This is a genomic window from Paractinoplanes maris, from assembly GCF_023544465.1.
GTDB classification, from domain to species: domain Bacteria; phylum Actinomycetota; class Actinomycetes; order Mycobacteriales; family Micromonosporaceae; genus Actinoplanes; species Actinoplanes maris.
In genome coordinates, this window is sequence record NZ_JALPVL010000002.1 from 601,805 (window position 1) to 626,812 (window position 25,008).

26 protein-coding genes are annotated in these 25,008 nt (G+C 71.1%); 12 read left to right on the plus strand and 14 right to left on the minus strand.

The window, feature by feature from the left end; translation table 11 throughout:
• Nucleotides 1-6 precede the first annotated feature (6 nt).
• From NAG42_RS07695 to pdxH, 5 genes are read right to left on the minus strand one after another with little or no spacing between them, the layout of a single operon-like run.
• Nucleotides 7-300 carry a type II toxin-antitoxin system VapB family antitoxin gene (locus tag NAG42_RS07695; protein ID WP_250029102.1) on the minus strand — a complete coding sequence of 98 codons (294 nt, stop codon included), beginning with the start codon at nucleotides 298-300 and terminating at the stop codon, nucleotides 7-9.
• A 44-nt stretch (nucleotides 301-344) separates the two neighbouring features.
• The gene (locus tag NAG42_RS07700) at nucleotides 345-977 is read right to left on the minus strand and encodes a nitroreductase family protein (RefSeq protein ID WP_250029104.1); all 633 of its coding nucleotides are present in this window, start codon (nucleotides 975-977) and stop codon (nucleotides 345-347) included.
• Nucleotides 977-1,897 carry an aldose 1-epimerase family protein gene (locus NAG42_RS07705; protein WP_250029106.1) on the minus strand — a complete coding sequence of 307 codons (921 nt, stop codon included), beginning with the start codon at nucleotides 1,895-1,897 and terminating at the stop codon, nucleotides 977-979. Before NAG42_RS07705 ends, NAG42_RS07700 begins: the two co-directional genes overlap by 1 nt.
• A 10-nt stretch (nucleotides 1,898-1,907) precedes the next feature.
• Nucleotides 1,908-3,218: an MFS transporter gene (locus tag NAG42_RS07710; protein ID WP_250029107.1), complete on the minus strand. Its 1,311-nt coding sequence runs from the start codon at nucleotides 3,216-3,218 to the stop codon at nucleotides 1,908-1,910.
• Nucleotides 3,215-3,841 carry a pyridoxamine 5'-phosphate oxidase gene (gene pdxH, locus NAG42_RS07715; protein ID WP_250029336.1) on the minus strand — a complete coding sequence of 209 codons (627 nt, stop codon included), beginning with the start codon at nucleotides 3,839-3,841 and terminating at the stop codon, nucleotides 3,215-3,217. The genes NAG42_RS07710 and pdxH overlap by 4 nt, the downstream gene beginning before the upstream one ends.
• 203 nt (nucleotides 3,842-4,044) lie before the next feature.
• Between pdxH and NAG42_RS07720 the strand changes: the two genes are divergently transcribed.
• From NAG42_RS07720 to thpR, 4 genes are all read left to right on the plus strand, one after another.
• On the plus strand, nucleotides 4,045-5,145 hold the full coding sequence (locus NAG42_RS07720; protein ID WP_250029108.1) for a citrate synthase 2: 1,101 nt from the start codon (nucleotides 4,045-4,047) through the stop codon (nucleotides 5,143-5,145).
• Nucleotides 5,146-5,152: 7 nt separating this feature from the next.
• Complete coding sequence (serC, locus tag NAG42_RS07725) at nucleotides 5,153-6,268, plus strand: phosphoserine transaminase (RefSeq protein ID WP_250029109.1); 1,116 nt, start codon at nucleotides 5,153-5,155, stop codon at nucleotides 6,266-6,268.
• A gap of 191 nt (nucleotides 6,269-6,459) precedes the next feature.
• Nucleotides 6,460-7,542 carry a septation protein SepH gene (sepH, locus tag NAG42_RS07730; RefSeq protein ID WP_250029110.1) on the plus strand — a complete coding sequence of 361 codons (1,083 nt, stop codon included), beginning with the start codon at nucleotides 6,460-6,462 and terminating at the stop codon, nucleotides 7,540-7,542.
• Entirely contained in the window at nucleotides 7,539-8,018 is a 480-nt protein-coding gene (thpR, locus tag NAG42_RS07735) for an RNA 2',3'-cyclic phosphodiesterase (RefSeq protein WP_284045075.1), read from the plus strand. Before sepH ends, thpR begins: the two co-directional genes overlap by 4 nt.
• Here the strand turns inward: thpR and NAG42_RS07740 are convergent.
• A complete protein-coding gene (locus NAG42_RS07740; protein WP_250029338.1) occupies nucleotides 7,988-8,617 on the minus strand; it encodes a TetR/AcrR family transcriptional regulator in 630 nt (209 codons plus the stop codon). The genes thpR and NAG42_RS07740 overlap by 31 nt on opposite strands.
• Nucleotides 8,618-8,677: 60 nt before the next feature.
• On the opposite strand from NAG42_RS07740, the gene NAG42_RS07745 reads away from it, so the two are divergent.
• Nucleotides 8,678-9,010 (plus strand): hypothetical protein, encoded by a 333-nt coding sequence (locus NAG42_RS07745; RefSeq protein ID WP_250029111.1) that lies wholly within the window; start codon nucleotides 8,678-8,680, stop codon nucleotides 9,008-9,010.
• Between the two features lie 16 nt (nucleotides 9,011-9,026).
• Here NAG42_RS07745 and NAG42_RS07750 read toward each other — a convergent pair whose 3' ends face one another.
• The 4 genes from NAG42_RS07750 to NAG42_RS07765 form a co-directional block, all read right to left on the minus strand.
• Complete coding sequence (locus NAG42_RS07750) at nucleotides 9,027-9,476, minus strand: hypothetical protein (RefSeq protein WP_250029112.1); 450 nt, start codon at nucleotides 9,474-9,476, stop codon at nucleotides 9,027-9,029.
• Nucleotides 9,477-9,536: 60 nt separating this feature from the next.
• Nucleotides 9,537-10,862, minus strand: a complete 1,326-nt coding sequence (locus NAG42_RS07755; protein ID WP_250029113.1) for an MFS transporter — start codon at nucleotides 10,860-10,862, stop codon at nucleotides 9,537-9,539.
• A gap of 67 nt (nucleotides 10,863-10,929) precedes the next feature.
• The gene (locus NAG42_RS07760; protein WP_250029339.1) at nucleotides 10,930-11,373 is read right to left on the minus strand and encodes a MarR family winged helix-turn-helix transcriptional regulator; all 444 of its coding nucleotides are present in this window, start codon (nucleotides 11,371-11,373) and stop codon (nucleotides 10,930-10,932) included.
• Between the two features lie 61 nt (nucleotides 11,374-11,434).
• The gene (locus NAG42_RS07765; protein WP_250029115.1) at nucleotides 11,435-12,859 is read right to left on the minus strand and encodes an NCS2 family permease; all 1,425 of its coding nucleotides are present in this window, start codon (nucleotides 12,857-12,859) and stop codon (nucleotides 11,435-11,437) included.
• Nucleotides 12,860-13,032: 173 nt separating this feature from the next.
• Between NAG42_RS07765 and NAG42_RS07770 the strand changes: the two genes are divergently transcribed.
• Entirely contained in the window at nucleotides 13,033-13,245 is a 213-nt protein-coding gene (locus NAG42_RS07770; RefSeq protein ID WP_250029340.1) for a DUF2530 domain-containing protein, read from the plus strand.
• A 7-nt stretch (nucleotides 13,246-13,252) separates the two neighbouring features.
• Here NAG42_RS07770 and NAG42_RS07775 read toward each other — a convergent pair whose 3' ends face one another.
• Nucleotides 13,253-14,125: a DUF3027 domain-containing protein gene (locus NAG42_RS07775; RefSeq protein WP_284044952.1), complete on the minus strand. Its 873-nt coding sequence runs from the start codon at nucleotides 14,123-14,125 to the stop codon at nucleotides 13,253-13,255.
• Between the two features lie 53 nt (nucleotides 14,126-14,178).
• On the opposite strand from NAG42_RS07775, the gene NAG42_RS07780 reads away from it, so the two are divergent.
• The 3 genes from NAG42_RS07780 to NAG42_RS07790 all read left to right on the plus strand — a co-directional run bounded on the left by NAG42_RS07780 (nucleotide 14,179) and on the right by NAG42_RS07790 (nucleotide 17,899).
• A complete protein-coding gene (locus NAG42_RS07780; RefSeq protein WP_308201124.1) occupies nucleotides 14,179-16,194 on the plus strand; it encodes an MFS transporter in 2,016 nt (671 codons plus the stop codon).
• Between the two features lie 170 nt (nucleotides 16,195-16,364).
• Entirely contained in the window at nucleotides 16,365-16,991 is a 627-nt protein-coding gene (locus tag NAG42_RS07785; RefSeq protein ID WP_250029117.1) for a futalosine hydrolase, read from the plus strand.
• A 71-nt stretch (nucleotides 16,992-17,062) separates the two neighbouring features.
• On the plus strand, nucleotides 17,063-17,899 hold the full coding sequence (locus tag NAG42_RS07790) for a 1,4-dihydroxy-6-naphtoate synthase (RefSeq protein WP_250029118.1): 837 nt from the start codon (nucleotides 17,063-17,065) through the stop codon (nucleotides 17,897-17,899).
• A 111-nt stretch (nucleotides 17,900-18,010) separates the two neighbouring features.
• Here NAG42_RS07790 and NAG42_RS07795 read toward each other — a convergent pair whose 3' ends face one another.
• The 3 genes from NAG42_RS07795 to NAG42_RS07805 are packed head-to-tail and all read right to left on the minus strand — an operon-like array spanning nucleotide 18,011 to nucleotide 19,271.
• Complete coding sequence (locus NAG42_RS07795) at nucleotides 18,011-18,397, minus strand: cold-shock protein (RefSeq protein ID WP_250029119.1); 387 nt, start codon at nucleotides 18,395-18,397, stop codon at nucleotides 18,011-18,013.
• Between the two features lie 50 nt (nucleotides 18,398-18,447).
• Nucleotides 18,448-19,071, minus strand: a complete 624-nt coding sequence (locus NAG42_RS07800; protein ID WP_308201125.1) for an HAD family hydrolase — start codon at nucleotides 19,069-19,071, stop codon at nucleotides 18,448-18,450.
• Nucleotides 19,068-19,271: a hypothetical protein gene (locus NAG42_RS07805; protein WP_250029120.1), complete on the minus strand. Its 204-nt coding sequence runs from the start codon at nucleotides 19,269-19,271 to the stop codon at nucleotides 19,068-19,070. The genes NAG42_RS07800 and NAG42_RS07805 overlap by 4 nt, the downstream gene beginning before the upstream one ends.
• Before the next feature lie 104 nt (nucleotides 19,272-19,375).
• Here NAG42_RS07805 and NAG42_RS07810 point away from each other — a divergent pair, with 104 nt between their 5' ends.
• The 3 genes from NAG42_RS07810 (at nucleotide 19,376) to NAG42_RS07820 (ending at nucleotide 24,911) form a co-directional block, all read left to right on the plus strand.
• Nucleotides 19,376-21,805 carry a helicase-associated domain-containing protein gene (locus NAG42_RS07810; RefSeq protein WP_250029121.1) on the plus strand — a complete coding sequence of 810 codons (2,430 nt, stop codon included), beginning with the start codon at nucleotides 19,376-19,378 and terminating at the stop codon, nucleotides 21,803-21,805.
• A 217-nt stretch (nucleotides 21,806-22,022) separates the two neighbouring features.
• The gene (locus NAG42_RS07815; RefSeq protein WP_250029122.1) at nucleotides 22,023-23,684 is read left to right on the plus strand and encodes a DNA repair helicase XPB; all 1,662 of its coding nucleotides are present in this window, start codon (nucleotides 22,023-22,025) and stop codon (nucleotides 23,682-23,684) included.
• A gap of 36 nt (nucleotides 23,685-23,720) precedes the next feature.
• The gene (locus NAG42_RS07820; protein ID WP_250029123.1) at nucleotides 23,721-24,911 is read left to right on the plus strand and encodes a CapA family protein; all 1,191 of its coding nucleotides are present in this window, start codon (nucleotides 23,721-23,723) and stop codon (nucleotides 24,909-24,911) included.
• Nucleotides 24,912-25,008 lie beyond the last annotated feature (97 nt).

The window sequence follows — 25,008 nt, forward strand, 5'->3', positions numbered from 1 at the left end:
AACCGGTCAGGCGACGACGAGCACCCGCGCGTGGATCTGATTGCGCTGCTGCAGCGCCGCCCGGAGCGCGCGGTGCAGGCCGTCCTCGAGGTAGAGGGCGCCGTGATACTCCACCACGTGCGGGAACAGGTCGCCGTAGAACGTCGAGTCCTCGGCGAGCAGCTTGTCCAGCGCGAGCTCACGTTTCGTGGTGATCAGATCGGCCAGCCGGATCGGCCGGGGCGGGATCTCGGCCCACGCCTTCAGGGTGGTGTGGTGATCGGGATACGGGGCGCCGTCCCGGACCGCCTTGAAGATCACGGCCGATCCCCCTCTCCGGAGCTTATGAGATTGCTTTCGCCAGCCTAGCCCGCGGCCCATCGGCCATGATGCACCACATCGTCCACCGGGCGGTGTCCGCGCTTGAGTGACGGAGACCTCTTGTCCGGTGCCCGATAGCCGACGGTCAGGGTGCCGATCGGCGTGTACTGCTCCGGGACGCCGAACGCGTCCTTGAACGCCTGGACCTTCGGCACCGGGATGCCGAAGAAGCAGGACGCCAGTTCCTCGTTGACCGCGCTGAGGTGCATGAGCAGCGCGGCGAAGCCGGTGTCGATGTCCCAGTACGGCACCGGCCAGTGCGACTCGCTGCGGTCGGTCCAGCCCTTGTCGGGCTGGGCGTACCGCTCGAGGTAGGCCGACTTGTTGGACAGGCAGACGACGATCGCCGGGGCGGTCCGCATCCGGGTCAGCCAGTCACCCTTCCACGCCTCGTCGGTCTTGGCGTCGCCCAGGTCGCCCTCGGTCGTCGACTCCCAGTAGAGGTCGCGGTCCTTCTGCTCGGTGAGCACGAGGAAGCCCCAGCCCTGCGAGAACCCGGCACTGGGCGCGCGCAGGCCGTGCTGGACGACCTTGTCGAGGATCTCGGCCGGGACCGGCCGGTCGGGGTCGTAGCTGCGAATCATCCGCCGGCGGCGGACCACCTCGTCGAACTCCATCAGCCCTTGATCCCCCACGAGGCGGTCCAGCGCTCGCCCGGCGCCAGCACGATCAGGTCACGCCCGGTCCGGAAGGCGTCCGGCGGGCAGGTCATCGGCTCGATCGCGACCGAGCGGCGGAACCGCTCCCCGTGCAGGGTGTCGCCCGTGAAGACCTGCCAGTACTTGAACTTGTCGTCGGCCCAGACCACGACCCGGCGGTCGGCGGAAGGATCGGCGATGGTCACCTCGGTGATCCCGTCGGCGCCGTGCGTGATCTCGCCGTAGGTGGTGTCCAGCACCAGGTCACCGATCTTGCGGGGCTCGGTGAAGTCGTACTCCGTGCCGGCGATCTCGACGGCGCCGATCGGCAGCAGCCGGGCGTCGGCCACGATCCGCTTCGCCGCCGGCACCCGCAGCAGCGTGTCGTTCACGCTGACCCCGGGCAGCTGCACGTACGGGTGCACCGAGTAACCCCAGGGGGCGTTGGACGGCGAGTTGTTGACGACCTCCTGGTCGCAGCGCAGGCCCGCGGCCGAGACCGACCAGGTGGTGCGCAGCGTCAGCGACCACGGGTAACCGATCTGGGCCGGCAGCTCGAACTCCAGCGTCACCGCCGACGCGCTCTGCTCGGCCGGCGTCCAGCGGCTCCAGTTGACCAGGCCGTGGATGGCGTTGTGCCGGGCCGGCTCGGTCAGCGAGAGCTGGTATTTCTGGTCCTCGAAGGTGTATTGCCCGTCGCGGACGCGGTTGGGCCACGGGGCCAGGATCTGGCCGGCCGAGGCCGGGGAGAGCTCGTCCGCCTCGAAGCCGTCGAGCACCGCCACGTCGCCGGCGGAGTAGCCGCGCAGCACGCCGCCGACCTCCACGACGACGGCGCTCTGCCCGTCCGCCTCGATGGACCACTGGGTGCCGGACTTCGCGGCAACGACACTCGTCATGGCTTGGACATTATCGGTTCGCGTCGTCGCCGGTGGCGGCCGGTGGCCGGTACTTGAGCAGCGCCGGGAAGGCCGCGGCGAGGATGACTGCCAGACCGGCCGCCGCGAAGCCACCGCCGGCCCACGAGGCGGTCGTCGACGTGAAGTCGGCGGTGGTGCCGGCCCGCAGGTCGCCCAGGCGCGGTCCGCCCGCGACGACCACCGTGAAAACACCCTGCAGGCGGCCGCGAAGCCGGTCCGGTGCGTAGACCTGCAGGATCGACTGGCGATAGACGGCGCTCACCAGGTCGGCCGCTCCACCCACGGCCAGCAGCAGCACCATGAGCCACAGGCTGTGGGCCAGGCCGGACAGCCCGATCGCCACGCCCCAGGCCACCACGGCGATCACCAGCGCCACCCCCTGCCGCTTGACCCGGCCGATCCAGCCCGAGGTCAGACCGCCGATCACCGAGCCGATGGCGATCGCGCTGAACAGCCAGCCGACCGCCCAGTCACCGCCGAACCGGTCGGCCGCCACCTCGGGGAACAGGGCCCGGGGCATGGCGAAGACCATCGCGATGAGGTCGACCGCGAAGGAGAGCAGCAGCACCGGCTGGGTGACCAGGAACCGCAGGCCGACCGCGATGCCCCGCAGACCGGCGGTGGGCTTGGCCTCGGCCGGGTCGTGCTCGACGGGCGGGATGGGCGGCAGCTTCCAGGTCGCCCAGAGCGAGATCGAGAACAGCAGCGCGTCGACCAGGTAGGCCACTGTGATGCCGGCGCCGGTGCTGGCCAGCGCGAAGATCAGACCGGCGGCCAGCGGGCCCAGCACGCCGCCCGCGGTCGAGGTCGTGTAGGCCAGGGTGTTCGCGGCCGGCACGAGCCGCAGCGGCACGATCCGCGGGATGATGGCCTGCCGGGTCGGCGAGCTGATCGCGAAGCCGGCCGACTGCACCGCGGTCAGCGCGAGCAGCAGCCAGCCGCTGTTCACGTGCAGCAACGCCTGGATCAGGAAGCCCAGCGTGCCCAGCCAGGCCAGGACCGAGCTGGCCAGCAGCAGCTTGCGCCGGTCGATGACGTCGGCCGCGGCGCCGCCCCAGAGCCCGAAGATCAGCAGCGGGACCAGGCCGGCGATGCCGAGCAGACCGACCCAGGCCGACGAGTGGGTGATCGAGTACATCTCGACCGGCACGGCCACCGAGGTGAACTGGAAGCCGAAGAACGAGAGCCCGTTGCCGATCCACATCCGCCGGTAGGCGACCACCTTGAGCGGCCGGATGTCGATCACCCAGGACTTGCGCTCGACCACTTCCTCGGTGGATTCGACGGCGTCCTGACTCACGGTGCGAGCCTTTCCACGGCCCAGACCCCGTTCTCCGTACGCCGGTAACGCAGTCGATCGTGCAGACGGCTGCTCCGGCCCTGCCAGAACTCGACCGTCCCGGGCCGGACCCGGAACCCGCCCCAGTGCTCGGGAGCCGGCACCGGCCCGTCGCCGAAGCGCTCCTCGGCGGCGGCGTAGGCCGCGTCGACCGCCGCCCGATCCGGCACCACCGACGACTGCGGGCTGGCCCACGCGCCCAGCTGCGAGCCGCGTGGCCGGGAGCCGAAGTAGGCCTCGGTCTCGGCCCGGCTCACCCGCTCGACGGTCCCGCTCACCAGCACCTGGCGCTGCATCGGGAACCAGGGGAAGACGATGCTCGCGTACGGGTTGGCGGTCAGCTCGCCCCCCTTGCGCGACTCGTAGTTGGTGAAGAAGACGAATCCGCGCTCGTCGAAGTCCTTGAGCAGCACCGTGCGCGCCGAGGGCCGGCCGTCCGGGGTCGAGGTCGCCACGATCATCGCGTTCGGCTCGGGCAGTCCGAACCCGGCGGCGTCGGTGAACCAGGCCTCGAACTGGGTGCGCCAGTCCGCGGCGAGATCCGTCTCGAGCAGGGCTCCACGCGCGGTGTAGTCACGCCGCATGCTCGCGGGCGAGGGTGGTTCGAGGGTCACGTGCTCGCTCCCGTACCGATCGTTAGGACTGCTAAAGACCGTAAGTCGCTTCGGACCATCCGTCAGGTCGGTGAGGATGGGTGTCGCGGAGAGCACATCCCGGTGGGTCGACCCGCCGTTACCCGGCGAGCAAGATGAAACACCTACAGCAACGCGGAGCCCCAGGGAGGGTCGTGACCGACTTCAAGCCCGGGCTCGAGGACGTCGTCGCCTTCGAGACCGAGATCGCCGAGCCCGACGAGGACGGTGGCGCGCTGCGTTACCGCGGCGTCGACATCGAGGACCTGATCGGTCAGGTGTCCTTCGGCGACGTCTGGGGACTGCTCGTCGACGGGCGGTTCGGGCCAGGGCTGCCGCCGGCCGAGCCGTTCCCGGTGCCGGTGCACTCGGGTGACATCCGGGTCGACGTGCAGTCGGCGGTCGCGATGCTGGCGCCGTACTGGGGGCTGGCCCAGCTGCTCGACATCGACGACGAGCAGGCCCGCAGCGATCTGGCCCGGGTGTCGGTCACCGCACTGTCCTTCGTCGCCCAGGCCGCCCGCGGGCTGGGCCTGCCGGCCGTGCCGCAGAAAGACATCGACAAGGCGTCGTCGATCGTCGAGCGGTTCATGCGGCGCTGGCGCGGCGAGCCCGACCCGCGGCACGTCAAGGCGGTCGACGCCTACTTCATCTCGGCCGCCGAGCACGGCATGAGCGCCTCCACGCTGACCACCCGGGTGGTCGCCTCCACCGGCGCCGACGTGGCCGCGTGCATCTCCTCCGGGATCGGGGCCCTCTCCGGCCCGCTCGACGGCGGTGCACCGTCGCGGGTGCTGACCATGCTGGAGGACGTCGAGCGGGGCGGTGACGCCCGGGCGTACGTGAAGGGTGTCCTCGACCGGGGCGAGCGCCTGATGGGCTTCGGGCACCGGCTCTACCGCACCGAGGACCCGCGGGCCCGGGTGCTGCGGCGCACCGCTCGCGAGCTGGGCGCCCCGCGCTTCGACGTGGCGGTGGCGCTCGAGCAGGCCGCGCTGGCCGAGCTGGCCGAGCGCAAGCCCGACCGGCCGCTGCCGACCAATGTCGAGTTCTGGTCGGCCGTCGTGCTCGATTTCGCCGAGGTGCCGGGCCACATGTTCAGCTCGATGTTCACCTGCGCCCGGGTGGCCGGCTGGAGCGCCCACGTGCTGGAGCAGAAGCGCTTCGGCCGGGTCGTGCACCCCGCGGTCCGCTATGTGGGACCAGGACACCGCAAGCCGCAGCAGGTCGAGGGCTGGCCCGAGCTGAGCGCATAATGCTCCGGTGACTGACATCCGGATCCCAGACACGATCAAGCCGGTCGACGGACGGTTCGGCTCCGGGCCGAGCAAGGTGCGTCCCGAGGGTGTCGAGTCGCTGTCCGCGGTTTCGCGCACGTTCCTCGGCACCTCCCACCGGCAGCGCACGGTCAAGGATCAGGTCGCCCGTCTGCGGCGTGGGCTGGCCGAGTTCTTCTCGATGCCCGAGGGCTACGAGGTGGTCGTCGCCAACGGCGGCACCAGCGCGTTCTGGGAGGTCGCGACGTTCGGCCTGGTGCGCGACCGGGCCCAGTTCGCCGAGTTCGGCGAGTTCGGGGCGAAATTCGTCAAGGCCGTCCGGGACGCGCCGTTCCTGGCCGAGCCGACGGTGCACCACGCGCCGGGCGGGCAGGCGGCGTTCCTCGAGGCCGAGGCGGGCATCGACGTGTATGCCTCGGTGCAGAACGAGACGTCGACCGGGGTCGCCGTGCCCGTGCGGCGGGTTCCCGGCGCCGATCAGGGCGCGCTGCTGCTCACCGACGCCACGTCCGGCGGTGGCAGCCTCGACGTCGACCTGCGCGAGACCGATGTCTATTACCTGGCCCCGCAGAAGGCGCTGGGCTCCGACGGCGGCCTGTGGATGGCGCTGATGTCGCCGGCCGCGATCGAGCGGGCCTTCGAGATCAAGCGGAGTGGCCGCTACATCCCCCAGTTCCTCGATCTGGTCACCGCGATCGAGCAGTCCCGGCTGGAGCAGACCTACAACACCCCGGCCCTGGCCACGGTGTTCCTGGCGGCCGAGCAACTCGACTGGATGAACTCGCAGGGTGGTCTCCCGTGGGCGGTCAAGCGCAGCGCCGAGAGCGCCGCCGCCGTCTACGGCTGGGCCGAGCGGTCGGCGTATGCGACACCGTTCGTGACCGACCCGGCGATCCGGTCGGCCGCGGTGGCCACGATCGACTTCGAGGGGGTCGACGCGGCCGCGATCGCCAAGGTGCTGCGGGCCAACGACATCGTGGACACCGAGCCCTACCGCAAGCTGGGCCGCAACCAGTTGCGGGTCGCTCTCTACCCCACGATCGAGCCGTCCGACGTGGCCGCGCTGACCGCCTGTGTCGACTACGTGGCCGAGCGCCTCTGAGTGCTTTCGGTCACGCTCACCGGCGTACGGATGCGGTTGACGTCTCTGAATTCAAGATCATCGCAGCTCAGCGACTTTGACGGCGTGGCATGCCACCATTAGGTGACCAAGGCGCGTACCGTATTCCGAAACGCGCCCGGGTGGCTCACTCTCGCCGAGCGCAGGCCAACGCGACGGGACGGAGGCAACGCATGCGGCCGGTACGCTTCGTCGCCCTTTCCGAGGACGGTCAGGCCATGGTGCTCGCCGACGAGGTCGGCCGGCTCCTGGCTCTCCCCATCGACGACCGGGTCTCCGGCGCCATCGCCCATGACGGGCACCCGGTGTCCCCCGGGTCCATGGTCGCCGTGATGTCACCCGACGCCCCGCCGTCGCTCTCCCCGCGCGACATCCAGTCCCGCATCCGGTCCGGCGAGTCCGCCGAAGACGTCGCCCGCATCGCCGGCGTCCCGGTCGACCGGGTGTTGCGTTATGCGGGCCCGGTGCTGCAGGAGCGGGCCATGCTGGCCCAGCACGCCCGCCGCACCCGGCTCAAGACCTCCGACTCCGGCGCCGCCCTGGCCGAGGTGGTCGACAGCCGCCTGTCCCAGCACGGCATCGACACCGAAAAGATCTCGTGGGACGCGTTCCGCCGCGAGGACGGCACCTGGCGCATCGTCGCCACCTGGCCGTCCGGCAAGGCGACGGCCCAGGCGATCTGGGATCTCGACAAGGGACGCCAGGTCGTCTCGCCGCACGACGACATGGCGCAATACCTGTGCGCCGAGCGGCCCACCCAGATCCTGGGTCAGGAGCCCGCTCCCGAGCGCGCCATGACCGAGCGCGGTGGCCACGGCCTGCCCGGTCCGGCCCGCCCGGCCGAGCCGGCGCGCGGCAGCCGCGGCCTGCCCGCCCCCGCCGAGACGCAGCAGCGTCCGACCCGCGACCCGATCCGGGCCGGCCGTGACGCGCTGCTGGCCTCACTCGATCGTCCACTCAGCCCGTCCGGTGGTCGCAGCCTCGACGCCGGCCCGTCCGAGACGCCTCGCCGCCCGGTCGCCGGTGGCGCCGCCGCCCTGCTCGGCGGTGGCTCGGGTTCGGCCTTCGACGAGGATGCCGACCTGCCCAAGGAGGTGCCGGCCGTGCCCTCGCTGGCCGTCCTGCGCCCCCGGCGCACGGTGGGTCAGGGTGGTCAGCAGCCGAGCGAGACCGACGAGGCCAAGCCCCGCAAGCGACTCCCCAGCTGGGACGACGTCTTGTTCGGCGGCGGTCCTGCGGCCCGCGAGTCGTCCTGACGCGACTCTTTGTCGGCGTCTTCCCGCCGGCGCCTCACCTCGAGGCGCTGCGCGGTGCCCTACCGGCCGATTCACGGCTGACGCCGATCGAGAAATGGCACCTCACCCTGGTCTTCCTGGGCGAGGTCCCGACCTCGGCGGTGATGCCGCTCCTGGCCGACGTGCCGTCACCCGGCCCGTTCCAGCTGCGCCTCAGCGGCGGCGGCCAGTTCGGCACCGCGGCCTGGGCCGGGGTGGACGGTGACGTGACCCAGCTGTCCGAGCTGCGCGAGGACGTCCGCGAAGCCCTGACCCTGGGCGGCTTCCCCAGCGACGACCGCCCGTTCCGCCCCCACCTCACCGTCTCCTACAAATCAGACGGCGCCATCCGGCGGGCCCTGGCCGGCTACCAGGGCGAACCGTGGCCGGTGACGTCCTTCGCCCTGGTGAGCAGCGCCGAGGGCCGCTACGACGAAGTGGCTTCCTGGCCGCTCTGAACCCGGCCTGCCTGCGCCGCGCGCTCGCCCTCCAGGCGGATGCCGTTGAGCAGGAGCCGCAGGCCGTAGTCGAACTGCTCGGCCGAGCCGACCACCGGCAGCTGATCACCGGGCCCGTCCAGCATCCCGCTCACCTGCTGCCAGCGCGCGTCCCGCTCCCCCGCGTCGACCGCCATCCGCAGACCGGCCGCCGCATAGGCCATCAACGCCTGGAACGCGCGGACCACATCGGCCGGCGGCAACCCGGCCTCGGCCAGCGCCCCGGACAACACCCCGGCCACCCGGCGACCGCGCGGGCCCAGGGGCGGCCGCGAGGCGACATGGCCGGCAATGCCGGGATGCCGGAGAGCCACCGTACGCATGCCGGTGAGCACGCCTCGGATCCGCTCGTCCCACGGCTGATCACCGCCCGGCACCGCGACCTCCTCGACCACCGCGTCAGCCACCGCGTCGAGCAGGGCCTCCCGGTTGGGAAAGTGCCGGTAGATCGCCATCGGGTCGCAGCCGAGCTCGGTCGCGATCCGGCGCATGGACATCGCCTGGGCCCCCTCGCGGTCCCCGAGAGCAAGCGTGGCCTGGGTGATCGAAGCGGGACTCATCGGCACAGCGGGGAAGTCTACGCCGTAGACATCGGTGGCCGGCTTGTCTACGGTGTAGACATGCGACTCCTCCGGTGGGGCCGGCTCGCGGCGGCCATTCTCAGCCTGACCACACTCGTCTTCCTCTTTGTGCATGACTCGTGGCGCGCGGACAACCTCTTCCTGGTGCCCGACCTGATCCTGATCACCGCTTTGGTCATCGCGGCGGTGCTACCGGATCGACTCGCTCGAGTGGCGTTGCCGGTCGCCTTCGCCTATACCGCCGGCGTGCTCGCGACCTCGGTGTCTTCCTATGCCGTGCAGAGCGAATTCGGCCTGCCGAGCACGGCGGGAGCCCTGATCGCGCTCACACTGGCGGCCTCGATGACCGCGCGGCGCACTCAGCCCGACTAGCGGCGGCACCGCATGGTCAGCGCAACTGCAGGCCGGCGGCCTCGAGGGCGCCCTCGACCCGTACCCTCTCGATCTCGCGGTCGAGACCGTCGAGCGGACGCAGATTCTCGGTGACGCCCAGACACTCGCAGGCCAGGCAGAGCCGCTCGTCGTAGGCGCGCATGACCGCCGCCTGCCAGCGCACCGACTCGAGCGTCACCCCGCCCCGGCGCTGGCGGTCGAGACGGCGCAGGTCACGCGCCAGCCACTCGATCGGCGCGGGCCCGAGGCGAGCCGGCAGGACGGCCGGATCGGTGTCGCGGAGCTTCTCGTCCAGGCGGATCAGGGCGCCGGCCTGGCCGGGCCGATCGGCGCACGAACGTCTGCGCCGGAACTCGTCACGCCGCAGAGCGACCGCCACCGCGTAGGGCACGGTCAAAGGGAGCACGAGCGCCGCCGAGAGCACAACCATGTGCGCGAGGGCCACGCCATGACGCTAATTCGAAACGTCCCTGATCCGGAATACTCTTTATCTGCCAAATACCCGTCAGGCCGCTTCGCGGATCTTGGTCATCGGCACCTCCACGGCTTCCGTCTCGGCCGCGGGCGGCGCGACGAGGCGCAGCCGGGGCCGTGGCCGCAGGGAGAGCGAGAGCCGTTCCCCGCTGGCCCGCAGCTGCCACACGAGGGCGGCCACCGAGGCGACGAAGCAGATCACCCCGGCGCCGGAGATGCTCGACGGCACCCCGAACCGCTCGCCCCACCAGCCGGCCAGCGATGCCCCGATCGGGGTCGTGCCCAGGAAGACCAGCACGTAGAGCGCCATCACCCGGCCCCGGAACTCGGGGTCGACGCCCATCTGCACGCGGTGGTTGGCCGCCTGAGCCAGATAGATCGAGAAGAATCCGGTCGGCACCAGCAACAGCATCGCCACCACGAAGGTCGGCGCGAAGCCGACCACGAACTCGAGCACGCTGAACGCGAGCGCGGCCCCGATCACCACGTAGGCGCCGGGCCGGGCCCGGCGTGCGCTGCCGGCCAGGGCCCCGCCGAGCGCCCCGACCGCCAGCGCGGTGGTGAGCAACCCGAAAGTGGAGGGGCCGGCGTTGAAGTCGATCTTCGCCAGCGCAGCCAGGGTGACCGGGAAGTTGAAGCCGATCATGCCGACCACGAACATCAGGGCGATCGGCAGCACCAGGTCGGAGCGCCGGCCGACATACCGGAGGCCGTCCATGATGCGGGCGTCCTTCTTGGCCTGCCGTTCGGCCGGCCGCAACTCGGCGGCGCGCATGCGGGTGTAGCTGAAGATCGGTGCGATGGCCAGCACCGTCGCGATCAGGAAGACCGGACCGGTGTCGAAGAGCGCCAGCGCCACGCCGGCCAGGGCCGGTCCGCCGATCCGGGCGACGTTGAAGGTGGCCGCCGAGAGGGCGAGCGCGTTCGGCAGCAGCGGCAGTTCGACCAGCTCGGAGACGAACGACTGCCGCACCGGGGTCTCGACCGCGTTGGCGATGCCGAGCAGGCCGGCGAAGAGGAAGACGTGCCAGAGCTGCACGTGACCCGAGGCGACCAGGACCGCGAAGGTGATCGCCGTGATCGCGAAGGCGGAGTTGGCCGCCACCAGCAGGCGGCGCTTGTCGAAGCGGTCGGCGAGCTTGCCGGCATAGAGGGTGAGCAGCAGCACCGGGACGAACTGCAGCGAGGCCACCGCCCCGAGCGCGGCCGGCGAGTTGCCAGACAGGTCGAGCACCAGCCAGTCCTGCGCGGTGAACATCATCCACACGCCGACCAGCTTCACCAGCTGACCGGTGGTGAAGAGCCGGTAATTGCGAACTCGCAGGGAGTGGAAGGTTGTGTTCAGCACTGACCGCACGCGGCTGCGCCTCCTGTTCGGTCGTACGCGTCATCGTCACGTGACGAAGCACCGCGTAGCCGAACCCTCAGGCGCGGGAGATCTTCTGCAGGATCTCCGAGGCCCGGGCCAGTGTCTCCCGTTCCTCGGGTGCCAGCGCGACCAGCTGGGTGGCCAGCCACTCGTTGCGCGCCCTCTCGAACTGGGCGTGGACTGCCTGCCCCAGCTCCGTGGCCGACAGGATGACCTGCCGGCCGTCGGTCGGGTGCGGGGTCCGCGCCACCAGGCCGCGATCCTCCAGCTTCCCGACGATCTTGGTCATCGTCGGGGGCTGCACGCGTTCCACATCGGCGAGCTCACGCGGAGTCAGCGCGCCGGCCAGCTGGAGGCTGGTCAGCGCGGACAACTGACTGAAGGTGAGATCACCGACCGGACGGGCCTGCCGGACCCGCCGATTCAGCCGCATGATCGACTCGCGCAGTGTCTTGGCCAGCTCGTCCGCTGTCCCTGGCTCCGCCACGGGCCACTCCATCACGATTATTAGCTTAGCTAATGAGCATGGCTAACGACATTCGAACAGGTCATGACCGCGGTCACAGGATCCAAGCCTCCAGCGGACCCCGCAAGAAGTACAGGACGAAAAGCACAGCCACGCCGTACAGGATGGGGTGGATCTCCCTTGCCCGGCCGGTGGCGACCTTCAGGACGACGTACGAGATGACGCCGGCGCCGATCCCGTTGGAGATCGAATAGGTGAACGGCATCAGCGTGACGGTAAGGAAGGCCGGCACCGCGATGGTGTAGTCGGTCCAGTCGATCTGCCGGATGGCCGTCAGCATCAGGAAGCCGACCACCACGAGCGCGGTCGACGCCGCCTCGAACGGAACCACCGCGACCAGCGGCGTCAGGAACATCGCGAGCAGGAAGAGACCGCCGGTGACCAGGTTGGCCGCACCGGTGCGGGCGCCCTCACCGACTCCGGCCGCGCTTTCGATGTACGCCGTGTTGCTCGACACGCTGGCCGCGCCACCCGCGGCGGCCGCGACCGAGTCGACGAGCAGGATCTCCCGCGTACGCGGCGGCATGCCCCGCTCGTCGAGGAGCCCACCCTCCTGGCCGACCGCGACCATCGTCCCCATCGTGTCGAAGAAGTCGGTGATCAGCAGGCTGAAGATGAACATCAGCACGACCAGCCAGCCGGCCCGCGACCACGAGTCGAGCACGTTGAAGTGACCGATCAGCGACAGGTCGGGCGTGCTCACGATCTTTTCGGGCAGCTTGGGGACGTTCAGCGACCAGCCCTTGGGGTGCGCGATCGCCTCGACGATGATCGCCAGCACGGTCGTGCCCAGGATGCCGATGAGGATCGCCCCGCGCACCTTGCGGACGAACAGGATCAGCGTGAAGAGCAGGCCGATCACGAACACCGCGGCCGGCCACGTGGCGAGCTTGCCGCCGAGACCGAGCTCGACCGGCACCGTCGTGTTGGCCGCGTCCGGCACCCGGTTGACAAACCCGGCGTCGACCAAGCCGATGATCATCAGGAACAGGCCGATGCCCACCCCGATCGCCGTCTTGAGCTGCGTCGGCACCGCCCGGAAGACCAGCTCGCGCAGACCGGTGAGCACCAGGATGGCGATGAGCACACCCTCGATGACCACCAGACCCATGGCGTCGGCCCAGGTCATCTCCGGCGCGATCTCGTACGCCACCAGGGCGTTGACACCGAGCCCGGCCGCCAGGGCGAGCGGGAAGCGAGCCACGACGCCCATCAGGATCGTCATCACACCGGCCACCAGGGCGGTGCCCGCGGCCAGCGCGGCGATCGGCAGCTGGGCGCCGTCGGCGTCCATCCCGTTGCCGATGATCAGCGGGTTGAGCACCACGATGTAGGCCATCGTGAAGAAGGTGGCCAGGCCACCGCGGACCTCCCGGCCCAGGGTCGAGCCCCGCGCCGAGATCTCAAAGAACCGATCGAAACCATTCTTCGACGTACGTGTATCGGCTGCGGTGGACATGCGGCTCTCTCCGGTTCACGGGGTATAGGTCGCCGGAATGTTCTCAGCCCTCGATGACCTGCGCAAAACCGAGGGATGTCGGCCCTGTCACAGGGGCGTACCCGCGATCTCCACGGACCTATCCTGTCGGTGTGAGTGAACCGAAGCCCCGGGTCGAGCCGCTGGACCCACCCATGGTCCCGTTCGCCGTCGGCGGGCTGGCCGCCTTCGCCGTCGCCGCGCTGATCGTGCTGCTGGCCGACGGCCCCGATCGCTGGCTGCAGATCTGCGTCGCGGGTTTCCTGGCCGGCATCCCGGGCCTGATCACGATGATCGTGCACGACCGCCACCGCAAACGCCGCCGCCTGCTGACGCACCCCGAGTTCACGGTGACGTCGCAGTCCTGACAGGGGCTCAGCTGTGGCCGTAATCCTCGGCCGGCTCGCTCTCCTCGACCGAGCCGTGGCCCCGGCTGACCGCGACCGACTCGACCTCGCTGTCGTCATAAACCGTCGGCAGCTCCTCGACCGGCTGCTCAGCCGTGCCGAGCATGGCCTCGGAGTGAGCGCCACAACCGTGGTCGGCGCTCACCGCGCGGCCGTCGTCGGGCGCATAGAGGTTGCCGCAGACGCCGAACATCGCGCGCAGTGAACCGGCCAGCGACAGATAGAAGCCACAGGTGCCGCAGCGGGCATTGCGCGGGGCCGCCACCGAGATCGGCGCCTCGGGTCCGGCCTCGCCGTCATACCACCGCTGGGCGGCGTCGATGCGGCCCTCGCGGGACATCACCCGGGCCCGGCCGAGGCCGATTTCCCAGCTGACCTCCTCGACCGCCGGGTCGTCGCTGAGCACATAGCCCTGGGCGAGACGCTCGTCGTCGGGCGCGGTCGGCATGAGGTCGCCCACGCCGAGGTCACCGGGCTGCAGGCGCTCGTTCCACGGCACCCAGCCCGGGGCGAGCAGCGCATCGGGACCGGGCAGCAGCACGGTCTCGCAGACGGTGACGTGCCGGCTGCGCGGGACGCGGGTGACCGTGACCGCCCAGCGCCAGCCGCGGTAGCCCGCGAGGTGGCTCTCGAAGAGGTGGGTCACGAGGCGGTCGCCCTCGGCGATCGCCTCGAGGTGATCCCCGATGTCAGCCGGATCCACATCGGTGATCGCGCCGCGCGCGACCCCGACCGCATCGGCACAAACCTGGTCGAGGCGGGCAGCACGCGTCGTGGTCCGAGTCGTCACATATTCATTGTCCCCCACCGCCACGGGCGTTCCGCACCGACTCCCCCACATCCGGCCGTCGCGGAAGAGGACAGCGCTCGACTGGATCAGTCAGGATGGGAGCCATGCCGTTGCTTCCCTCCCTCGGACGCACCCTCGGCACCAGCATCAAGGCGGCCCGCCTGCTGGTGCGGGGCTCGGTGCGCGGTGGAGCGTGGGCGACCCGCCGGGTCGGCACGGCGCGGGCCAAGGGGGCGGCCAACGAGACCGGCATGATCCGGCTCTTCGACCTGCACGCGCTCTCCTGCGCCGGTGACACGCTGATCGCGATCGGGCTGGCCGGCACCATCTTCTTCAACGTCCCACTGGGCGAGGCGCGCAGCAAGGTGGCGCTCTACCTGCTCATCACGATGGTGCCGTTCGCCCTGCTGGCGCCGGTGGTGGGCCCGCTGCTCGACCATTTCCGGCACGGCCGGCGCTATGCGCTGGCGGCCACCATGCTGGGCCGGGCCTTCCTGGCCTATGTGATCTCCGATCACCTCTTCGGCTGGGGGCTCTATCCGGCGGCTTTCGGGGTGCTGGCGCTTTCCCGGGCGTACGGGGTGGCTCGCTCGGCCGCCGTGCCCCGGCTGCTGCCCGAGGGCATCGGCCTGTCCCAGGTCGGCGCCCGGGCCAGCGTCTACGGCACCTTCGCGGGCGCGGTGGTCGCGCCGATCGGCCTGCTCGCGTTCAAGTTCGGCCCGCAGTGGCCCCTGCGCGTGGCCATGATCATTTTCATCGTCGGCATGGTGGTGTCGCTCAGGCTTCCGCCGCGAGCCGACTCCGAGCCGCCCGAGGCGGTGCCGCGCCCGTGGCGCGCGATGCTGCGCCTGGGCCGCGGGGAAGACAGGCCGCTCTCCGGCAAGCTGGTGGTCGCGGCCCTGGTCGGCAGCGCCAGCCTGCGCCTGCTCTACGGCTTCATGCTGCTCTTCCTAGCCTTCGTCATCATGGCCGACCAGCTCAGCACCACAGTCCTCGGCAACGACATCGGCCGCCGGGGCGCGGTCGGCCTGATCGGCGGCGCGCTGGCCGTCGGCACCTTCGTGTCCACCGCCGTCGGCACGAGACTGCGCATCCGCCGCCCGCTGGCGCTGCAATCCACCGGCCTGGCCGTGGTGGCCGCGGCCGGCGTACTCACCACGCTGTTCTACAGCCTGGCCACCGTCACCCTGCTGGCCCTGCTCGTCGCGATCTTCAGCGGCATCGCGAAGCTGGCCGTCGACGCCAGCATCCAGGAACGCGTCCCCGAACGCCTGCGGGCCAGCGCCTTCGCCCACTCCGAAACGGTCCTGATGATCGCCTGGGTCCTCGGCGGCGGCATCGGCATCATCCCGCTCCCCGGCCGCCTGGGCATCGCTCTGGCCACCGTCCTGGCCGTCCTGGCCGCCGCCCGAGCCGCCTACGTAGCCACCCGCCTCAACAACGAACGCCTCAGCGGCCGAGCAGACGACCCCACCACCACCGACCCCACCTCCGACTCCACGCCCAGGTTCACCGCCGGCTCCCCAGCCGAAGCCACGTCGGGCTCCCCACCCGGGCCCACGTCGGGCTCCCCAGCCAGGGCAGCGGCCGGCCCCAACCGGGAGTCCGGACCGGTCCGCGCTGCAACGACTACCGACCGGGCCGCCCCACCGTGGTCTCGTCCGAGCCCAGAGACATCGGCGGAGCCGACTGACCCGTGGCCGGAAGCCCCGACTGTCCCGACGCGCACGCGCTCCAACAACGCCCCACCGCGCCGCAGCACACCGCCGCCGACCCAGCCCACGCGCACCGGCCGTTCCGAGCCTGCCCGCCCGGCCGAGGATGGCACAGGCGGCAGCCCCGCCCGTGACAGCCGCCCAGTGAGTGACGGCCCACCCACCCGCATTGATTCCGGCGAGCCCAAGAAGAGCTGGTTCGGCCGCCGCAAGGACAAACGCGCCGCCGCCGAGCCGCCACCACCACGTGCGGGCCAGCCACCCGTGTCCCCTCGGGCGCCCATCCCGGCCGACCAGCCCAAGCCTGACGCCGCGCTCGCGCCGCCTGGATTCCACGTCTATCGGCCGTCCTCAGCCGACCACCCGACCAACGGCACCACCTCCTCCGAAGACCAGGATCGCTGACCCGCGGCCTGGTCCGGCAGTTGTCCACATTTCCGAGTTGTCCACAGCGAAGAGCGCGCCCGGAAGCAGAGATCCACAATTTCCGTCAGCATTGCCGGTGGTGGGGGCTCCCCCCAGGGAGGGTGGGTTCTGTGTTGGGTGCGTCAACTGATCAGCGGGGGCTGTGAGCGATGACCCTGCCCCTTCTCGTTGTCACCGCGGTGGCCGCTGAGGCGGAAGCCGTGCGGGCCGGTGCCGACCCCGCTCATGTCGTGGTCGAGCCGGTCGGGGTGGGGCCCGCCGCGGCCGCCGCCGGCACCGCGCGCCTGCTGGCCACCGGCCGATACCGCGCCGTCGTCTCCGCCGGGATCGCCGGCGGCTTCCCCGGCCGGGCCCCAGTCGGCGCCGTCGTGCTCGGCGCCCGCAGCATCGCCGCCGACCTCGGCGCCGAGACCCCCGACGGCTTCCTCCCGGTCGAGGAGCTCGGCTTCGGCACCAGCGTGGTCCCAGCCGATCCCGCACTCCTGAAGGCGCTCGCCACCGAGCTTCCCCACGCCATCGTCGGCGACGTCGTGACCCTGAGCACGGTCACCGGCACCCAGTCGACCGCCGACCGCCTGGCCGCGAGTTATCCACAGGCTGTGGCCGAAGCCATGGAGGGTTACGGCGTCGCCGTGGCCGCCGCCGGCTTCCCCTTCGCCGAGCTGCGCACCATCTCCAACGCGATCGGCCCGCGAGACCGGTCGGCGTGGCGGCTCAAGGAGGCCTTCGCCGCGTTATCCACAGCTTCTGGGCGGTTGTGGACAGCCTGTGGATAACTTCACCGTGTGGGATGAGAGACAGCGGCGGCAATGCCTGTTGACCATGCGCACCCTCTAGCGTTGACGCCGTGGCGCTCTCACTCGCGGTCTCCCCGTGCCCCAACGACACGTTCGTCTTCCATGCTCTCGTGCATGGGCTCATCCCCGGCGCTCCCGAGGTCGATCTGACCTTCGCCGACGTCGACGTGACCAACACGGCCGCCGAGCGGGGCGAGTTCGATCTGGTGAAGGTCAGCTACGCGGCGCTGCCCTGGCTGCTCGACGACTACGAGCTGCTGCCCACCGGCGGCGCCCTCGGCCGGGGCTGCGGTCCGCTGGTGCTGGCCCGCGAGCCCGGCCTCGACCTGGCCGGCAAGACCGTGGCCGTGCCGGGTGACCGCACGACGGCCTATCTGCTTTTCCGCCTCTGGTCGGCCGACCGCGCCCCGGGCCGCATCGAGGTCGTGCCGTTCCACCAGATCATGCCCGGTGTCGCCGACGGCACGTTCGACGCCGGCCTGGTCATCCACGAGGCCCGGTTCACTTACCAGCGCTTCGGGCTCACGTCGCTGGCCGACCTGGGCGAGTGGTGGGAGTCCGACACCGGCCTGCCCATCCCGCTGGGCGCGATCCTGGCCAGGAAGGGTGTGGTCGACCCGGTCGAGGCGACCGAGTGGATCCGCAATTCGGTGAGCATGGCCTGGGCCAACCCGGACGCGAGCCGCGAGTTCATCCTGGCCAACGCGCAGGAGATGGAGCCCGAGGTCGTCCGGCAGCACATCGAGCTGTATGTCAACGAGTTCACTCTGGAGCTGGGCCGAGACGGTTTCGCCGCCGCCGACGCCCTGTTGCAGCGTGCAGCGGCGGCGAACTTGACGCCGAGTCTGATGGCTCCGCTTCGCTCCGCGGGCGTAGGCGCCTTTTAAGTCGATGAGGGGACAGTCGATTTTCCGCCGTCCGCAAACCCGGCGGCCGTCGAAAAATCGTCTGTCCCCTCATCGACGACGCCTACGCGTGACGGCTCACAGTCGGACCCGTCAGACCTCGAATTCCTTGGCGACGGCGTGGACGAGTTGCGCGATCTTCTGGCCGACTCGCTTGTCGGGGTAGCGGCCGCGGCTCAGGCCCGGCTGCACCTGCGACTCCAGCAGCTTGATCATGTCTTCGACCATGCTGTGCAGCTCCTCGGCCGGCCGACGCCGCAACTCGGCCAGCGACGGCGGCGCGTCGATCAGCTTGAGGCCCATCGCCTGCGCGCCCTTGCGGCTGTCGACCACGCCGAACTCGACGCGCTGACCCGTCTTCAGCTCGGTCACCCCGGCCGGCAGCGCGCCCTTGGGCAGGAACACGTCGCCGCCCTCATCGCTGGTGACGAACCCGAATCCCTTCGTCGTGTCGTACCACTTCACTCGACCCGTGGGCACCGCTGACCTCAACTTCACTCAATGGAAACAACCGCTCACCGCAAGGCTACTTAGCCGCGGGCTCCGGGCCCAACTGCAATTTCCCGCAGCAGCGCCGGCAGCCCGGTGAGATCCTTCAACACGTACGACGCCCCGGCCTGTTCCAGCTCGCCCGGTGAGCACGGTCCGGTGGCCACGCCGATGCCCGGCACGCCGGCTGTCCGCGCGGCCACCATGTCCGCCACGTGATCTCCGACATACCAGCCGGCACCGTGCTCGATCAGCGCCGTCGCCTTGCCCTCGGCGAAGAGGTCACCGGCCAGTTCGTCGGCGACCAGGCCCAGGTGTTCGAGGTGCAGGGCGGCCAACCGGCCCAGTTTCGACGTGACGACCACGACACGGAGACCCATCTCACGCACCGCCGCCAGCGCCTCGACCGCGCCCGGCAGCGGCACGGCCGGGGTGATCGCGTAGTCGGGGTAGAGAGCCCGATAGGTGGTCACCGCCTCCTCGACCTGATCGGCCGGGAACCAGTGGGCCAGCTCGGTCCGCAGCGGCGGCCCGAGCCGGGTGACCGCCAGGTCGGCGTCGACGAAGACGCCCGTTTTCGCGGTCAGCGCACGATAGGCGGCTCGGATGCCCGGCCGGGAGTCGATCAGGGTCATATCCAGGTCGAACCCGACCGCATCGCTCACGCGGGCGTGGACGGGATGTAGTGCAGCTCCTCGACCGGCAGCGGGAAGGTCTGGTCGTCACCGAAGGGCGACGGCGCCGCGGCCCGGTCGGAGAGGATCTCGGAGACGTTCATGTGTTCCTCGGGTCCGCGCGGCTGGGTCTGGCGGTCGGCGGCGCCGCCCTTGACGTCGGTTCCCGGCAGTGTGTTCTTCGCGGCCACGGATGTCCCCTTCAGTGTCCTTGCGAACTGTGTCCCGACAAGATCCCCGGCCCGGACGAGCCGGGCACTCCAATATCGTCCCACGGTCGCTAGCGTTGAACACGATGGCCACCACATTCGCCGATCACCTGCGGTCGCTGACGGACGAGGCGCTGAGCGCGCTCGTTCAGCTGCGCCCTGACCTAGTCGTGCCCGTGCCGGCCGACATCTCCGCCCTCGCCGTGCGGGCGCAGTCCCGCGGCTCGGTCGCGCGCTGCCTCGACGGCCTCGACGAGTTCACCCTGGCCATCCTCGATGCGGCCCGGCTCAGCCGGTCCCCCGAGACCGCTCTGACCTCGGTCGACGCGATCCTCGAGCTGGCCGTGGACGTCGCTGGGGACGACGTCCGCATCGCGATCGACCGCCTCCGGGTCCGCTTCCTGCTCTTCGGCGGCGAGGAGGCGCTCCACCTGGTCGCCGCGATCGACGAGGTCACCTCGCCCTATCCGGCCGGTCTGGGCCGGCCCGCCGACTTCCTCGACCCGCAGGCGGCCGCGCTCTGCTCCGACAAGGCCAAGCTGCGCCGGACGGTGCTGGCCGCCCCCGCGGGGGCCCGGGCCGTACTCGACCGGCTCGCGGCCGGCCCGCCGATCGGCGCCCTGCGCCGCGAGTCGGTCGCCGAGCCCGTGCAGTGGCTGGTCGACAATCACGTCCTGGTGCCGATCAGTGAGGCCGGCCGGGCCCCGCGGGCCGACGGTGAGCTGGTCGAGCTGCCCCGCGAGGTCGGCCTGCTGCTGCGCCGGGACACTGGTCCGCTGGGTGCGCTGCGGCCCTTCCCGCCGATTCCCGAGGGCACCGTCCGCGACCCGAAATCGATCGACTCGGCGGGCGCCGGGCAGGTCATGGAGGCCGTCCGCAGCACGGAGGCCTTGCTCGAGGCGCTCGCCGCCGAGCCGGCCCCGGTGCTGCGGGCCGGCGGTCTCGGCGTACGGGATCTGAAGCGCCTGGCCCGGGCGGCCGGCCTCGACGAGCCGGGGGCCGCGCTGCTGCTCGAGGTGGCCCACGCCGCCGGCCTGCTCGGTGAGGCCGACGCCGCCGGCACCGCACGCTCGGTGACCGTGAGCCGGGCGTCGGGCGCGGTCGACGAGATCTTCCTGCCCACCGGCGCCTACGATCTGTGGCACGCGCTCAGCTTGGCCCAGCGGTGGGTGACGCTGGCCCGGTCGTGGCTCGCGATGACCCGGCAGCCCGGCCTGGTCGGCACCCGGGACGACCGCGATCGGCCGGTCAACGCGCTCGCCCCCGACGCCGAGCGGGCCGGTGCCCCGCAGGCCCGCCGGGAGGGTCTGCTCGTGCTGGCCGACCTCAAGCCGGGCACGGCGCCGCAGGCCGACGAGGTGCTCGGCCTGCTCGCCTGGCAGACACCGCGGCGCTCGCGGGGCCGGGAGGCGGCCCACCGTGACGCGCTGGCCGGCGCGGCCCGGCTCGGCATCACCGCTCTCGGCGCGATCACCTCGTACGGCCGTCTGCTGTTCGAGGACGCCGACGACACCGGCATCGACCCGCTCGGTGTCCGCCCCGGCACGACCGAGCCGCCCGGCGACGTCGTCCGTACGCTGGACGCCCTGCTGCCCGCGCCGGTCGACCACGTGCTCGTGCAGGCCGACCTCTCCGTGGTGGTGCCCGGCCCACCGGAACCCGAGCTGGCGGCCGAGCTCGACGTGATCGCCGAACCGGAGTCGGCCGGCGGCGCCAGCGTGTTCCGGGTCACCGCGGCCAGCGTGCGGCGGGCGTTCGACGTCGGCTACACCGCTGCCGATCTGCATGGGCTGTTCCGCCGCCGGTCGCGCACCCCGGTGCCGCAGACGCTGACCTACATGATCGACGACGCCGCCCGGAAGCACGGCGGGCTGCGCGCCGGCTCAGCCGGGTCCTATCTGCGCAGCGACGACGAGGCGCTGCTGGCCGAGGTGATGGCCGACAAGCGGCTGGGTCAGCTCGGCCTGCGCCAGATCGCGCCGACCGTGCTGGTCAGCCCGCTGCAGGTGGCGCGGCTGCTGGGCGTACTGCGGGAGGCGGGCTTCGCGCCGGTGGCCGAGGATGCCGGGGGCGCCGCTGTGCTCACCCGGCCCAAGGTGCGGCGCGCTCCCACCCGTACGTCGGTGACCTCGCGTCTGGCCGATCAGGCCGGGCCTCCGCAGCTGGCCGGTCCGCGCCTGGCCGGGGTGGTCGAGCAGATCCGCCGGGGTGACATCGCCACCCGGGCGGCCCGCCGGGCCCCGGTCAGCGTGCGCGCGGCCAACGGGCAGGGCGTGCCCGGGCTGACCTCCGTGCAGCAGCACGGGCAGGCGATGGCGGTGCTGCAACAAGCCGTACGGGAAAAGGTGCGGGTCTGGGTGGGTTATGTCGATTCACACGGGGCCACGCTGTCGCGGCTCGTGCGGCCGGTGTCGCTGAGTGCCGGCTATCTGCGGGCCGAGGACGAGCGCACTGAGACCTTGCACACCTTCGCCCTGCACCGGATCACCGCGGCCGTCCCCGACGAAGAGGACTGAACCGGCGAAGAGGACTGAACCGGCGGAGAGGACTGAACCGGCGGAGAGGACTGAACCGGCGGAGAGGACTGACAAGAGAGCGCGCGGGTCGCACACCCCCGTAGCGTGCGACCCGCCTCCCCCGCGCTCTCTAACAACGCGATCAGGGCCCGGAAGGTTGCACCAACTCCGTGTCACACTGGAGGGTCGGTTTCAGCTCTTCGAAGGGTGTTCACACGTGAGCGGCGGACCACTGATCGTCCAGTCCGACAAGACCCTGTTGCTGGAGGTGGACCACCCCGACGCGAAGGCGTGCCGGATGGCCATCGCACCGTTCGCCGAGCTGGAGCGGTCACCGGAGCATGTGCACACCTATCGGTTGACCCCGCTCGGGCTGTGGAACGCGCGCGCCGCCGGGCACGACGCCGAGAGCGTGGTCGACTCGCTGATCAAGTACTCGCGCTACCCGGTGCCGCACGCGCTGCTGGTCGACGTGGCCGAGACGATGGATCGCTACGGCCGGTTGCAGCTGGTCAACGACCCCTCGCACGGCCTGGTGCTGCGCGGCCTCGACAAGATCGTGCTGATCGAGGTGGCGAAGTCCAAGAAGCTGGCCGGCATGCTCGGCGCCAAGATCGATGACGAGACCATCGCGGTCCACCCGTCCGAGCGCGGCCGCCTCAAGCAGGCGCTGCTCAAGCTCGGCTGGCCGGCCGAGGACTTGGCCGGCTACGTCGACGGCGAGGCCCACGAGATCAACCTGGCCGAGGACGGCTGGACGCTGCGGTCCTACCAGCAGGAGGCCGTCGACGGCTTCTGGGCGGGCGGCTCGGGTGTGGTGGTGCTGCCCTGCGGGGCCGGCAAGACGCTGGTCGGCGCGGCGGCCATGGCCACGGCCAAGGCGACGACGCTGATCCTGGTCACCAACACGGTGGCCGGCCGTCAGTGGAAGCGTGAGCTGATCGCCCGCACCTCGCTGACCGAGGAGGAGATCGGGGAGTACAGCGGCGAGCGCAAGGAGATCCGGGCGGTCACCATCGCGACCTACCAGGTCCTCACCTCGCGCCGCGGCGGCGCCTTCACCCACCTCGACCTGTTCGGTGCGCGCGACTGGGGCCTGGTCATCTATGACGAGGTCCACCTGCTGCCGGCCCCGATCTTCCGGTTCACCGCCGACCTGCAGGCCCGCCGCCGGCTCGGTCTCACCGCCACGCTGGTGCGCGAGGACGGCCGCGAGGGCGACGTGTTCTCGCTGATCGGGCCGAAGCGTTACGACGCCCCGTGGAAGGACATCGAGGCCCAGGGCTGGATCGCCCCCGCCGAGTGCGTCGAGGTGCGGGTCACCCTGACTGATGCCGAGCGGATGGCGTACGCGGTGACCGAGTCCGAGGAGCGTTACCGGGTGGCCGCCACGGCCCGCACCAAACTGCCGGTCGTCCGGGCCCTGGTCGAGAAGCACGCCGACGAGCAGGTCCTGGTCATCGGCGCCTACATCGATCAGCTGCACCAGCTGGGGGAGTACCTCGACGCCCCGATCATCCAGGGGTCGACCACCAACAAGGAGCGCGAGCGCCTGTTCGACGCGTTCCGCTCGGGTGAGTTGCGGACGCTGGTCCTCTCGAAGGTCGGCAACTTCTCGATCGACCTGCCCGAGGCGGCGGTGGCCATCCAGGTCTCCGGCACCTTCGGCTCGCGTCAGGAGGAGGCGCAGCGACTGGGCCGGGTGCTGCGGCCCAAGGGCGACGGGCGGCAGGCGCACTTCTACACGGTCGTCTCGCGCGACACGATCGACACCGAATACGCCGCACACCGGCAGCGATTCCTGGCCGAACAGGGATATGCCTACACGATCGTCGACGCCGACGACATCCTCGGCCCTGCTCTGCCCCAGATCGACTGAGCCGGGCGGTCACCCTCGTCGCCTATCCTTGCCGCCGTGTCGAGCAGTGAGAAGGGTCCGGGCCGGGTGGCCCGGGCCGCCCTCGGGCTGGTGGTCGTGGTGACGGCCGTGGGTGTCGCGACCCACGCCATGGGTTTGTGGCAGGTCGGTGACCCGGGTGACCCCGCGGCGGCCGTACGCCCGGTGGCCGAGCCGGTCGCGATCAGTGGCAAGACGGTGACCGTTCTCGGCGCGGGCAGCATCCTGCCCACGCCGGAGCTCGGCGATCAGGCCCGGCGCGACGGCGGCGGCCAGGTGGCCGACTTCCGTCCCGTCCTCGACGCCGCCCGCCCCGCCGTGTCGTCGGCCGACCTGGCCCTGTGCCACCTGGACGCGCCGCTCGCCGCCGGCCGGGCGCCCTACCTCGGTTCGCCGGAGCTGGCCCAGGCGATCGCCGGGGCCGGCTTCGACGGCTGCTCGACCGCCGCCGCGCACGCCTTCGACCAGGGCACCAAGGGCCTGACCAGCACGCTCGACGCGCTCGACAAGGCCAAGGTCGGTCACTCCGGCACCTATCGCAGCGAGGAGCAGGCCGGTCGGCCCCGGCTCTACAGCGCCGGCGGCGTCAAAGTCGCGCACCTGAGCTACACCCTCGGGCTGAACGGTCAGAAGGTGGCTCCCGGCCGTGAGTGGGCCATCGCCCGGCCGACCGTCGCCCGGATCTCGGCCGAGGCCCGGGAGGCCCGCGACGAGGGCGCCGCCATCGTCGTGGTCAGCGTGGACTGGGGCTCGCTGGGCGAGAACGAGCCCGACGTCGACCAGCAGACCCTGGCCCGGGCCATCGCCACGATGCGCAACGTCGACATCGTCTTCGGGCACGGCGCCCACGTCGTCCAGCCGGTCGAGCGCATCGGCAACAAGTGGATCGTCTATGGGCTGGGCGACCTCGCCTCCCGGCATCCGCAGCCGGTCAACGGCAACCGCGAGGGCAGCATGATGCGGGTCACGTTCGCTCCGGCCGACGGAGAGCGGCGGTGGCGGGTGGCGGCGATCGAGGCGATCCCCACGTTCATCGACCTCAATCCCCGTGTCCGGCTCGTGGATCTGGAGCTGGCGCTGGCCAGCCCGGCGCTGCCGGCCGGTCGGCGGAAGATCTACGAGGCCGCGGTCGAGCGGATCCAGAGTCATCTGCTCAATCGCGGCGGCGACGTCTCGACCTTCCACGTACGAGGGACTGTCCGGCGATAAGTCCGAAAAGCCCTGTAGCACATTTGGATGACACCCAAAGATCACCACGCCGACGAACTGAATTGTTATAGTCCCGGCTCGAAACGCGGATGCCGGC

Coding starts and splice junctions, on each gene's coding strand:
- NAG42_RS07700 (WP_250029104.1), bottom strand. CDS start 977: ATGGAGTTCGACGAGGTGGTCCGCCGCCGGCGGATGATTCGCAGCTAC.
- NAG42_RS07705 (WP_250029106.1), bottom strand. CDS start 1,897: ATGACGAGTGTCGTTGCCGCGAAGTCCGGCACCCAGTGGTCCATCGAG.
- pdxH (WP_250029336.1), bottom strand. CDS start 3,841: ATGCGGCGTGACTACACCGCGCGTGGAGCCCTGCTCGAGACGGATCTC.
- sepH (WP_250029110.1), top strand. CDS start 6,460: ATGCGGCCGGTACGCTTCGTCGCCCTTTCCGAGGACGGTCAGGCCATG.
- NAG42_RS07740 (WP_250029338.1), bottom strand. CDS start 8,617: ATGAGTCCCGCTTCGATCACCCAGGCCACGCTTGCTCTCGGGGACCGC.
- NAG42_RS07745 (WP_250029111.1), top strand. CDS start 8,678: ATGCGACTCCTCCGGTGGGGCCGGCTCGCGGCGGCCATTCTCAGCCTG.
- NAG42_RS07760 (WP_250029339.1), bottom strand. CDS start 11,373: ATGGAGTGGCCCGTGGCGGAGCCAGGGACAGCGGACGAGCTGGCCAAG.
- NAG42_RS07765 (WP_250029115.1), bottom strand. CDS start 12,859: ATGTCCACCGCAGCCGATACACGTACGTCGAAGAATGGTTTCGATCGG.
- NAG42_RS07770 (WP_250029340.1), top strand. CDS start 13,033: ATGGTCCCGTTCGCCGTCGGCGGGCTGGCCGCCTTCGCCGTCGCCGCG.
- NAG42_RS07775 (WP_284044952.1), bottom strand. CDS start 14,125: ATGTGGGGGAGTCGGTGCGGAACGCCCGTGGCGGTGGGGGACAATGAA.
- NAG42_RS07780 (WP_308201124.1), top strand. CDS start 14,179: ATGCCGTTGCTTCCCTCCCTCGGACGCACCCTCGGCACCAGCATCAAG.
- NAG42_RS07785 (WP_250029117.1), top strand. CDS start 16,365: ATGACCCTGCCCCTTCTCGTTGTCACCGCGGTGGCCGCTGAGGCGGAA.
- NAG42_RS07810 (WP_250029121.1), top strand. CDS start 19,376: ATGGCCACCACATTCGCCGATCACCTGCGGTCGCTGACGGACGAGGCG.